Genomic DNA, 12,486 nt, shown 5'->3' on the forward strand with positions numbered 1-12,486 from the left:
TATTTTTTGTGAATTTTATCTCAGTTTTACTTGTGTTTTTGCTGAGAAAGTGCCATCCACATATGCGTTAATTGTATAAGTTCCTTTTTTAATGTCATCTCTATTCACTAAAATTAAAGAAACTACTCCAAGTCTATTATTGTCATAGTTGGCGAACATATTATCACTAAAGAAAACATTTGTTCCGTCCTTTATTGCTTTACTTCCTTTTGAAGCTATGACTTTCTCCTCTTCGTCTAGAATTTGAATTAAGATTTCTTTTTTACCAGCGGTTGTTACTGGATTGGCAAGTAAATCAAATTTAACTCTAAAAGCATCTGTTCTTCTTGATCTTGAAGTGTTTGTTAATTTTCCACTACTACGTTCTTTCATTGCTTCAGCTATAATATTACTCACTTTAATTACACCTGCAATATCAACTTTAGCTTTTAATTGAGCTTGTCTTTGTTGTAATGAGATGTTTTTTCTAATTAAGTTTTTTTGAGACTCCTCGTTTTCATCAAGCTGTTGCTTAACGACAATGTTTTCCTGAAGCAATTCGTAATTTTGTTTATTTAGAGAATCTACTTGGATAAATAATCTTCTATTTTCTCTTTCAAGTTTTACGATTTTTCTAGAATACTTTACTATTAAGTTATAATTGGATTTTTCTAAATTCTTTATAGAATCACGAAGTAAAATAATTTTATTAATCTCTTTAACTAATCTTTGGGATAAGTCTTTATTTTTAACATTTACATTTTTGTAATCCTCAATGATTTCATCAAGTTCAGCCTGAAGCTCTAATTTTTGCTCTGAAAAGGCATCTTCAAGTTTTTGATAATCACTGTTTAATTTGAATGAATATACAATTAACAATATGACCAATGCTGCAATCAAATATTTAAAACCGCTAGGTTTAATGGTAATTTTAGAGCTCATTATATTATTAATATTGGGTTTTATTTATAAACACTTACTAATCCTAAAGAGTAGTATATAGTAGGCTAATTTACAATTTCTTGAACTAAATCAAAAAAATGATATCTAAATATAGTATAATATTATGAGAGTTTATAAAAACTTAAAAAAATACATAAAACCTAGTGTCTACAATATTCACCTAATAAATAACTATAATTAAAAAATATAGTGTTTCATTATTAATTTATTTAGTAAAACTAAATAGTAGAATTTATCGTCTTGTTATCTTTTCCGTTGTAAATGATTGAATTTCCAATTCTTTTGAAATGTTTAAATGAGTGTAAAATAATTTTAGAGTTCCATTTTTTGAGGAGTTGCAATTGAAAACTATTTTTTCGTTTTCCTTGAATAGTAGTTCAATGGAAAACATATTATTTACGGGAGAGGTATCTTGTAAGTAATAAATCCTATTTATCCTGTAGCATTTTTCATTGTCAACAAAAATCACACTATCAATTCAAAATTTTTTAGGAGCTTTTAGTGATAAATTGAATTTCATATGAGGTTTTTGAATTTCAATTCCGGGGTGTATTAATTTTTTTGAGGCACTAATCACTTCAAGATTGCTTTGACAACCAAGAAGTGATAGCGTGCTGATAAAAATGAAAAACAACTTTTTCATTTATTTTAAAATTATTTTTTTAGTCAAATTCTTTCCTTCGTTTGTGATCTTGATAATGTACATTCCGTTGGAAAATTTTGAAAGATTGAATTTCTCCGACGTCTTCGTTGTACTCATATCTTGAACAACACTACCAATAATGTTGTAGATTTTTATCTGCTTTTCTCCATTTAATTCATTCATACTTATTGTAAAGGTTTTACTCGATGTTGGATTCGGGTAAACAGTCACTGAGTTATCTGGTAATAATGGATCAGATGTTCCTAAAGCAGAAGCTTCTATTGACGCTTCCCAAACTCCTCTACCATATGTCGCCGCTCTAATTTTCTCTGTTCCATAATGTATTTCAATGTCATGAACAATTACGTTTGGTAAGCCTATTCCTAATCTTACCCAATCATTTTTGGTGTTTGTCCAATAATAAACACCAAGATCTGTAGCTAAGAATAATTCGCCATCTGTGGTCCCAGTTTTATAAACGATTTTATGAGTGGGGATGTTCGGTAATGATGCAGTGATGTTCGTCCATGAACTTCCTGAATTTGTTGATTTATAAACTTTTCCACTTCCATAACCAGAATAGGCTAGATATACTTCTTGAGGATTTGTTGGATGAACTTCAATACTTTTAACTCTTCCAAATGTTGGAATAGTAATGGAAGTCCAAGTTGATCCTCCATCAGTAGTTCTTTTTACTCCTAAACTACCAGAAACATAAATTACGTTAGGATTCGAAGGAGCAATGGACATAAATTCTATAGATCCAACACCAGAATTTAAGTTTGTCCAATTGTTTCCTCTATCTGTTGATTTGTAAATATCTCCAAATCCTCCGAAAATAGTTTTAGGATCAGTTGGGTGAATTTCAAGCTCCCATACAAATGGAGCTCCTGATGGAGTAGATAACCTTTGAGTTGTAGTTGTAAAACCGTTTAAGGTTCTTCTTAATATTCCTGCTTGACTACAAGTCCAAGCGATGTTTGAGTTGGAATAGTCCCATAATCCTTCAACACCGTCACTACCTGGGTTTTCACCTTTAAAAGTAGCTCCATCATAAACAGCTATATCGTTATCTTTAGCTCCCATTATTAACTTCCTTGCATTTTGAGGAGTTCCAGAAACGTTATAATATTGAGTAATAGCAATTCCTTCCGATAGGTCTGACCAAGGAATATCTTTTGAAGCATCTCCTCTAAAAATACCACCATCATTTGTTGAGAATGCAATGTTAGTTCCAGGAACAAACTTAATGTCATGATGATCTGAATGAACATAAAAATATGGTTTGCCATTTACCCAGTAACCGTCAAGATATTGTTCCCAGGTAGCACCTCCATTTTTAGATCTCCATCCTTCGATTCCTCCAACTAGAATTAAATTTTCGTCTATCGGAGAAATTGCTATTGCGATATTATAACCACCTTGCGATTCGAATTGATTAATAGTTGAAACTGTTGTCCAATTTGAACCGTCGTCAGTTGAGCGTCTGATTACACCGTTTCTGTCAACAGTTATAATTAAGTTTGGATTTTTGGCTGTTAGCGCGAAATCAAGCCTGCCTGCTGTAACATTCGATGCTACTTCCCATGTTTTACCGTTATCTTTTGAGATGTAAAAACTTCCAAAATTAGAAGTAGCATACATTGTTCTGCGACTTCCTACCTTGTACTGAATGTCGTTAAATGTAGCACCAGTTTGTGTGAAAACATCGTTCCAAGTAGCCCCGCCATCGTCTGATTTTTTTATACTATTAACTGTTGTTGCGAAAATAGTATTAGTATTATTCGGATCTATAAGTAATTTGCTAATTCGGTTATTCTGCCCTAATGTAAAAGTCAAGCCTGTGAAGTTCCAAGTTTCTCCAGCATCATTTGATTTTAAAACACCTAATGATCGATTTTGAACACCATCCCAATCTCCAGTTGCTAGGTATAAAATATCAGTGTTTGTCGGATCTATAATAATATCAGAAACTCCCATATTTGAGAAGTTATCTCCTTTAGCTGTCCAATTTTTTCCTCTATTAGTTGTCTTCCAAACACCTCCTCCAGGAGTTCCAACATACATGGTTGTAACATCAGAATCATTAAAGGCAACTGTATTTATACGTCCCATTCCTGGGTAAAAAGAAATAGACGAAGTTGGAAGTTTAACAGGTCCAACTAAGTTCCATGTAGTCGAACTTTTTTCTAAAAACGAATGACGTTCATTTTCTTTACTCCACTCATTATAATTGTGAAAAGCAGAAACGAAAGTACCATCTGGTAAAATTCTATCTTGCCAAAAGTTAACCCATCTTTCAAATTGCGTTATTTCTTTTTTGCTTTTTCTATCTGTACGCTGACGAATATTTTTAAGTGATTCTTTATGCGACTTTACAATTGAGTAAAAATTACTACTCTCTGTTAAAGGAGCTGTTCTCCAATTATTTTCCTGTGATGAAGTAGTGAGTTGATGTAAAAAAAGAGAGGCAAATAAAATTATATTTTTTTTCATTTTAAAAATTGTTTTTGGTAAACCTTAGAAACTGGATTAATTCAACTATTAATGGAGCAGCTCCTCAGGTTTAGATTGTTCATATCAGAGCGATTGTTTTCATGTAACTATCTAATTGAATTGTTGAAGATTTAAATATTCGTGCATAGAGGGTTTATTCACACTTTACATGGCTATGAAACAGACTTCTTGAAAAATACCCTACTTTTTAAGAAAAAAAAATTAAGTTTGTTTTTATGAGGCACGAAGAGTCAATATGTGAACCAAAGGTGTTCAAAAATGTTTTTGACGCTCATTCTGAAGGGTTAAGAAATTACTTGTACTATAAGTCAGGCGATTTGGATATGGCGGAAGACTTGGTACAAGAAAGTTTTGTAAAGCTTTGGAAAAGTTGTGCTAAAGTTTCTGTGTTAAAAGCTAAATCCTTTTTATTTACTGTTGGAAGAAACTTGTTTTTAAATGTTGTTGCTCATAAAAAAGTTGTATTAAATCATCAAAAGCAAACATTAAAACAATATACGAGTGAAACACCAGAATTTATTTTAGAAGAGAAAGAATTTATGAAGAAATTGCAAGATGCAATTGCAGATTTATCTGAAAAACAAAGAGAAGTATTTTTGTTGAACAGAATTGACAAAAAAACTTACACTGAGATTGCTGAGATTGTTGGTGTTTCTGTTAAAGCTGTGGAAAAAAGAATGTCTTTGGCCTTAAAGAGCTTGAGAGAGAAAATTGAATTACTATAAAAGTAGGGTAATTTGTTAGTAAACTGTTTTTTTAATAAAAGTAGAAACCTTAATCATGAAGGAAGAGTTCGATGGTACTTTTTTATCACGTTGGTTAAACAACGAACTAAATGATTCTGAGTTGGATGAATTTAAACATCATCCATATTATGCATTGTATCAAAAAATAGCAATGAAGTCAGAAGAATTAAGTGTTCCAACATATAACAAAGAAAAACTTTACTCAAGAGTTCAGAGAGAAATTTCCGAATCTAAAAAGGGTAAAGTTAAAAACCTATATACTAAATTATCCATCGGAGTAGTGGCTTCAATCGCAATTTTATTTACCGTCTTTCAATTATATAACTCCGGAACTACACACACTACAAGTTTTGGGGAACAAATGGCTTTGAATTTGCCTGATGGCTCAGAGGTTTTATTAAATTCTAAGTCAGAAATTTCCTACAATGAGACAACTTGGACAACAAATAGAATGATAGAACTTAAAGGTGAGGCATTTTTCAAAGTACAAAAAGGGAGTAACTTTGTTGTAAATACCGATATGGGGTCTGTTACTGTTTTAGGCACGCAATTTAGCATAATTTCTAAGGATGATTTAATAGAAGTTAGTTGTTATGAAGGAGAGGTTAAAGTAGATTCTGAAAAAAAAGTGATATTTTTGACTAAAGGGAAAGCGTATAGAAGTATAAACGGAATTTCGGAAAAATGGAAATTTAATGGAATAGAACCTTCTTGGAAGAATGGAGAAAGTTCTTTTGTTAGCATTCCCTTGAAATACGTTATTGATGCCATTGAAAATCAGTATAGTGTTCAAATTGATGCATCTAAAATAAATTCAGAAAATAAATTTACTGGTGCATTTACGCACGAAAGCTTAAACATTGCTTTAGAGACTGTATTTCAACCATTAAAAATTGAAGCTAAAATTGTAGATAAAAGCAGAATTATACTCGTTAAAAAATAAATGAGTTTAAAACAGCATTGTGTAAATTTTTTCTTCTTCTTTTTCCTGTTAATAAACAGTATGTATTCCCAAGTAAAAGAAGATAAAATTCCTTTGAAAATAGCCTTGGCCAAACTCGAAGAGGTTTATGATATAAAATTTTCTTATTCGGATGACGTAGTGCGGAATAAAAATGTTTTTATAAAAGACTACAAAGTTTCTTTAGATCTTATTCTACAAAACCTAGAAAAACAATCTAAACTCATTTTTAAAAAATCTACAAGTCGTTACTTTTTAATTCTAGAGAAAAATCCGATAAATAATTATTCTCTATGCGGTTATATTAAAGATAGATATACGAAAAAGCCTATTGAAGGAGTAAGTATTTATAATTCAGAGAAAACGGTTGGGTCAATTTCAGACTTAAAAGGGTATTTTGAATTAAGAGGAATGAAAGAGGGTGACAGTTTTTTTATTGCATACACGGGCTATAAAACAATTAAAAAGAAAGTTATTTCATTCAATATTAGGAAGTGTAATACCTATGAAATAGAAGAGTATTCAGCGGAGTTAGATGAGGTTTTAATAACAAGTTATCTAGTAAATGGAATTACAAAGAACAAAAACGGCTCTATTGGGATTCGTCCTCAACTACGCGATATTCTCCCGGGATTAACTGAACCTGATATTTTGCAAAGTATTCAGTTGTTACCAGGAATAGTTAGTCCAAACGAAACTTCTTCTGGATTGCATATTCGTGGTGGAACGCCAGACCAGAACCTAGTACTTTTTGATGGAATTCGTGTTTATAATCCAGCGCATTTTTTTGGAATGATTTCAGCATTTAATCCTTACATTATTGATGAGGTTAATGTTCTTAGTGATGGTGTAGGAGCACAATACGGAAATCATGTGTCTGGAGTGATTGATATCAGAACAAATTCGCAAGTTGCAAAAGAAACAAAGGCCACCCTTGGAACAAACCTTACTCACGCTGATGCTTATTTGCAAATGCCATTATGGGATAAAGCTTCGATACTTATCTCTGGAAGACGTTCTTTGTCTGATATCTTGGAAACCTCAACTTTTCGAAGTTTAGCGAGGAAAGTCTTTCAAAATACTATTATTGATCAGAATGAAAAGAGTGATGTAGACCAAGTTTTTGAAAAGGATAATAACTTCTATTTTCAAGATTTTAACACAAAATTGATTTTTGACATCGGAGAAAAGGACCAATTAATGGTGCATCAACTTTTCGTAAGTAATAAGTTAAATTATTCTTTTGGATTAACTGATGGTTCTTTTTTGCAGAATGATCGACTGAATGTTAAGAATTTTGGTTTTGGGGCAAATTGGTTGAGAAAATGGAATAAGAAATTGTCTCAAAAGACTACCTTCTACTTTTCCGACTATAACTTAGATTATAAGTTTAATGGAGAGCAAAATGTAGATCCTGTGCTTACTCAAGGTTCGATTAAAAAGAATTCAATTAAGGAGTTTAGTTTCAAAACTGAACTGGAAAATAAATTTCGAAAAAATCATCAAATTAGTTACGGTTTTGAATTGATAAATAATGATGTTTCCTATAATTTGGGTAGAACTTATTCTTTTTCTCCAGAAAGTAATTATAATATAGAAGAAGTCAGTTCAAGTACAATCTATGCTTTGTATGGTAATTATGTCTATGAAAAGGAGGATAAAATTAATATTCGAATCGGTTTAAGAAACACCTATTTTTCATTGGAAAATGTGTTTTTTGTTACTCCTAGATTGTATACTCAGTTTAAAGTTTTTCCAAATTTCTGGACTAATTTTTCTTATGAGAAAAAGCAACAAAACATAAGTCAAATCATAGAGTTTTCTACAAACGATTTCGGCTTAGAAAATTATGTTTGGAGTTTATCTAATAAAAATGAAATACCAATTTTAAAGTCTGATCAGTTTTCAAGTGGATTAGTATTTAGGAAAAATGATTGGATGATAGATGTTAATGTCTATCATAAAAAGATTAATGGACTGACATCACTGGGGCAAAGTGTGGCTACAAATGCTAATATTATTGCGAACGGTTCCAGTACTTCTAAAGGAATTAATTTCTTATTGAAAAAACGCTTTAATGATTATACTTCCTGGATCAGTTATAGCTATGGAGATACTAAGTTTACTTTTCCACAAACAAATGAAGGAAATCCATTCTCCGGAAATAACGATATTACACATCGTTTAAGATGGTCTCATAATTACAAGGTTGGGAATTTTGATTTTTCCTTGGGTTGGGTGTATAGAACAGGTATTCCTTTTACTGAGGTTTTAGAGCGAAATAATAATGGAACGCAAGAGTTTTTCTTTGGAGATATTAATGGGAGAAGATTAGCTAACTACCAAAGATTAGATTTCTCGTCAACTTATCAATTTAATATTTCCAAAAATAGAAAGTGGAAAGGAAAACTAGGTGTTTCTTTCTTAAATATGTTGGACAGAAGTAATAAGTTGCAGCGAAGTTTCTTTTTAACGAGTGATGAGAATTTTAATACTGTTTTAGGAACAACAGATACGGTTTCTCTTGGCTTTACTCCTAATGTAATGTTTAGGATTATTTATAACTAAAAAAAGTCTTTACCATCTAGTGATAAAGACTTTGTGACCTCGGCAGGATTCAAACCTGCAACCTCTTGAGCCGTAATCAAGAATTCAACTATTTGTTAGTTTGTTGTTAGTTGTGTTTTTTCTTTGTGAACCCTTGTTTTTATTGCTAATTTAATCATTTTAATATAATTCTGTTATGAGTTTATTTTGTGGTTGTTTGTGCAAATTTTGTGCAAATCGTGTGCAAATCCTTATTTTTGTTTTCAAATAAAAGATAATGAATTGCAATATCTCCCTTTTTTTAGATACTAGGAGAAGTAAAGACAATAGTTCTTACCCTTTAAAACTCCGTGTTTATAACAAGTTCAACAAAAAGGTTAAACTTTACTCTTTAAACATTGATTTAACGGAAAAAGAATATCAAACTGTTTGGTTAAATACATCTAATAAAAATTTGAGAGGCAAAAACAAGGAGTTACGTTTAAAACTTCAAGCAATTGAAACAAGAGCGAACAAGGAAGCTGAACAAATGACTGTTTTTGATTTTGCTAAATTTGAAACTAAACTTTTTCGTAAATCATCTGATAAAAATAGTGTTAAGTATCATTTTCAAAAGGCTATAACCCAATATCTAAAGGAGAGCAAAGTTGGTACAGCAGAAAGCTACAAATACACTCTTAAATCGCTCGGAGAGTTTAGTTTAAACGAGAAAAAATGTGCTTTAGATAAACTTACCTTTGATACTATAACCGTTGACTGGCTAAATGAGTATGAAAGATTTATGTTAAATAAAAATAAGTCGATTACTACTATATCAATTTACACTAGAACCTTACGAGTAGTTTTTAATAATGCAATCCGAGAAAGTGATATTAGTAAAGATATTTATCCGTTCGGAACAAGAAAAGAGGGTAAATATCAAATATCAAAAACCAAAAAGGTAAAAAAGGCTTTAAACTCAAAGCAATTAAAAACTTTGTTCGATGCTGAGGTTATGAGTGAACAAGAACAACTTGCAAAAGATTTTTGGTTTTTTAGTTACGCTTGTAATGGTATTAACTTTAAAGACATTGCGTTGCTAAAGTATTCAGATATAAAGAACAATAGTTTCACTTATTTCAGAGCCAAAACCTTTGGCAAATCTGTTGAAAAAACACCAATAACTGTTTATTTAAACGACTTTTCTAAGAGTGTGATTGAAAAGTATGGTAGTACAAATAAAAATGGTTATGTGTTTACTATTATTCAGTTAAAAGAAGATAGTACAGAGCAGTATAAAAAAGTTAAAAACTTTACTAGATTAGTAAATGACTACATAAAAAGAATAGCTAAAAGGTACGATTTACCAAATGATATTTCTACATATTGGGCAAGGCACTCTTTTGCGTCGAACTCAATTCGTAAGGGTGCAACTATGGAGTTTATTAGTGAGGCTTTAAATCATAGTAATTTAAGTGTTACAAAAAATTACTTTGCAGGGTTTGAAGATGAAGCCAAAAAGGAGTTTGCAAAAAATATACTTGATTTTTAATACTATCAATATCTTTATTGCTAAAGAATAAAAGACGATGAAAGAAAAAAGAATCAATAAATATTATAGTGCTTGTTATCCGAGTCATATTGAAATTGCAAGTCGTTTTAAAAATGAAAACGGAGATAGGAATGAGAATTATATTCACGATTTATTAGCGAATTATGAAAGGAAACAAGAAGCTGAAATTTATCAAAAAAATAGTTTAGAAAGTGATATTCATAAAAGACTTAAACAAGAGAATAAGTTAATCTGTATGTTTTTTTCTGATGTTTTTAAGCTTTACGATGCTGTTTGTGATTATAAAAACACACGCAATAGAAATATAATTAACCGTATAAACAGGTATGAATTTGATGTTGAGCAGAGATTTATCGATTTAGATTATCATAGTCTATTTATTGCTCGTTTGGTAGACGAGAATAGGATTAAAGAAGCAGTTGAAGTGAAAAGGTTTTTAGATAATAACTTCAAAAATTTAGTAAATCATTTTAGTAGTTATTTAGGAATTAAACTAAAAGAATCTCCTTTGAAAAGAAAGGTTTTGAGTTATCAAAAACAATTAGAAAGTTCTATTAACTTTGAAGAATTGAAGGCGCTAGGTTCTGAAAAAATTAGTAATATTAATCAAAATAGTAATTCTGAAAATTCTAATAAAGAAGTTTTTTCAGTCAAAGTCTGGTGTTACGCATTCTACTATTGGGAAAAGTATTCAGAGAAAAAAACTATAAAAGATAAAATAGAACACTTTTTAGAATGTTTTGACGTAAAAACTCAGAATGGAGAAAAGGCATCTCCACTTAATTTTAAAAACACATTTTATAAAGTAAAAAAAGAACTGAGATTTGAAACCTCAACAAAACCTGAGCAAATTTTAATAAATCTTCAAAATATTTTAAAAATTCTTCCTGTGAACTCTAAGCCGTTTAATGACGCTAAGAAAGAAATAAATTATTGCAAAGAGGAACTAGATTAAATAGTACTAATACAAAGGTGTAACCCCCTTACAAAACCTATACTCTTTTTTAGAATGCAGTGTAATTTTAAAAAAAGAATTATGCTAGAGAGTATAACATTTGAAATGCTACCACATGCCGTAGCAATCTTACTTAACGAAGTAAGTGAATTAAAAGGTTTGTTAAGTCAGGAAAAAGAAAACATACCGAAACATGAGTCGTCTGAACAATTTTTCAACGTTCGGCAAACAGCTAATTTTTTAGGGTTAACCTCTGCAACAATTTACTCAAAAGTATCAAGAAAAGAGTTGCCATTTATGAAAAGAAACGGTCGTTTGTACTTTTCAAAACAGGAGTTGTTAGATTACTTAAAAGAGGGTAAAGTAAATCATCAAGATTCTGTTTCTGATGAGGTTGATGAGTTGTTGTCTAATAATAAAAAAGGGTTGCGCTATGGAAAATAACCAAAAGAACAACCCGAATAAAAGACATGGCAAATATACTGATTTAAAAGCAGTTTATGATGCTTTTTTCGAGAAGCCACGCACAATGAAAGAGGTGTTTGTTGTCACTGGGGTTATAAGGGAGTCAATATGTAGGTATTGTAAAGAATTAAAAGAATCAGGGAGATTATATTTTTTAAGAAAACGTAGATGTACTATTACAAAAGAATTAGTTAATGAGTACACTTCAAACCCTGATTTAGTTGAAGACAATAATCAATTAGGTTTATTCGATTAGTTATGCCAGTTGATTATACAACCTTGTATTTGAGGTCGTATAACTGTGATAGAATTTTAAACAACCCTAAACTCGATTTTAGTCTTAATTATAACGAGAACGGGGTTGTTTTAGATAATAAGAGAATTGCAGAACATCATTTTTGTAAAATTCTTGTTTATGATAATGGAACGGTTTTTTTTAAAGGTAGTTTGCATAAGATGTATAATTCTATTATCGGAATTAAACCGCCTAACTATAATTCTAATTCAGTTTATAAAGGCTTCAATGGTAATGAGTTTACTGTTGAAAATGTATTATTTGTTATAATCTATCTTGAAACACTCTTTGGAATAAGTAGGTTTAATTTTGTTATAAAGAAAATTGAAATAGGTTTGAATATTCAAGTTTTTTTCAATCCATTATTTGTTGTTAGAAATTTACTTGAAATAGGTGGAACAGCATTTGAATTTAAGTATAATAGTCATTTTGCGATATGTGAAAAGAGTGATTACTTTTTAAAGGTCTATGATAAAAGCAGTCAATACAATTTAGAGGAATCTAAACTTCGAGTAGAATTAAAAACTCGTAAAATGAGGGTTTTTGAAAGGGCTAAAATAAAAACGTTGGGAGATTTAACATACGATCGATTAAGTGAAGCGATAAACATTCTTTTAAAACATTGGAATAAAGTTTTATTATACGATTTCACTATAAATGAAACTAAGTTAACCGTAAGGGAAAAGAACGCCTTAAACAACAAATTTCAGCACATTAAATACTGGCAAAATTTATCTGCAAATAATAAGGACAAGCCAAGAAAAGCATATCATAAAATTGTAGATAACTATTCAGATAATATAAAAGAGCAAATTTCTCAAAAAATACAAAGCACTAAGATTTCACACTTCAATTAGATTGTG

At 30.5% G+C, this 12,486-nt stretch carries 10 protein-coding genes; 8 read left to right on the forward strand and 2 right to left on the reverse strand.

All coding sequences use genetic code 11. The features are described from left to right. Nucleotides 1-15: 15 nt before the first annotated feature. Both BTO06_RS17510 and BTO06_RS17515 read right to left on the reverse strand, forming a co-directional pair. Entirely contained in the window at nt 16-921 is a 906-nt protein-coding gene (locus tag BTO06_RS17510) for a hypothetical protein (protein WP_100926531.1), read from the reverse strand. Between the two features lie 664 nt (nt 922-1,585). Then, nucleotides 1,586-4,081 carry a T9SS type A sorting domain-containing protein gene (locus tag BTO06_RS17515; RefSeq protein WP_100926532.1) on the reverse strand — a complete coding sequence of 832 codons (2,496 nt, stop codon included), beginning with the start codon at nt 4,079-4,081 and terminating at the stop codon, nt 1,586-1,588. Nucleotides 4,082-4,317: 236 nt separating this feature from the next. Here BTO06_RS17515 and BTO06_RS17520 point away from each other — a divergent pair, with 236 nt between their 5' ends. From BTO06_RS17520 to BTO06_RS17555, 8 genes are all read left to right on the forward strand, one after another. Beyond that, nucleotides 4,318-4,827: an RNA polymerase sigma factor gene (locus tag BTO06_RS17520; protein WP_100926533.1), complete on the forward strand. Its 510-nt coding sequence runs from the start codon at nt 4,318-4,320 to the stop codon at nt 4,825-4,827. 55 nt (nt 4,828-4,882) lie between these two features. Then, nucleotides 4,883-5,791, forward strand: coding sequence for a FecR family protein (locus BTO06_RS17525; RefSeq protein WP_100926534.1), 909 nt, complete (start codon nt 4,883-4,885; stop codon nt 5,789-5,791). Nucleotides 5,792-5,851: 60 nt separating this feature from the next. Beyond that, a complete protein-coding gene (locus BTO06_RS17530; RefSeq protein WP_198517106.1) occupies nt 5,852-8,377 on the forward strand; it encodes a TonB-dependent receptor in 2,526 nt (841 codons plus the stop codon). A gap of 256 nt (nt 8,378-8,633) precedes the next feature. Beyond that, nucleotides 8,634-9,887, forward strand: a complete 1,254-nt coding sequence (locus BTO06_RS17535; RefSeq protein ID WP_100926536.1) for a tyrosine-type recombinase/integrase — start codon at nt 8,634-8,636, stop codon at nt 9,885-9,887. Between the two features lie 37 nt (nt 9,888-9,924). Then, nucleotides 9,925-10,863 carry a hypothetical protein gene (locus BTO06_RS17540; protein WP_100926537.1) on the forward strand — a complete coding sequence of 313 codons (939 nt, stop codon included), beginning with the start codon at nt 9,925-9,927 and terminating at the stop codon, nt 10,861-10,863. 81 nt (nt 10,864-10,944) lie between these two features. Next, entirely contained in the window at nt 10,945-11,307 is a 363-nt protein-coding gene (locus tag BTO06_RS17545) for a helix-turn-helix domain-containing protein (RefSeq protein ID WP_100926538.1), read from the forward strand. Beyond that, nucleotides 11,297-11,584 (forward strand): hypothetical protein, encoded by a 288-nt coding sequence (locus BTO06_RS17550; RefSeq protein ID WP_100926539.1) that lies wholly within the window; start codon nt 11,297-11,299, stop codon nt 11,582-11,584. Before BTO06_RS17545 ends, BTO06_RS17550 begins: the two co-directional genes overlap by 11 nt. 2 nt (nt 11,585-11,586) lie before the next feature. Next, nucleotides 11,587-12,480, forward strand: a complete 894-nt coding sequence (locus BTO06_RS17555; protein WP_100926540.1) for a hypothetical protein — start codon at nt 11,587-11,589, stop codon at nt 12,478-12,480. Nucleotides 12,481-12,486 lie beyond the last annotated feature (6 nt).

This window comes from Tenacibaculum sp. SZ-18 (assembly GCF_002813915.1).
GTDB lineage: Bacteria > Bacteroidota > Bacteroidia > Flavobacteriales > Flavobacteriaceae > Polaribacter.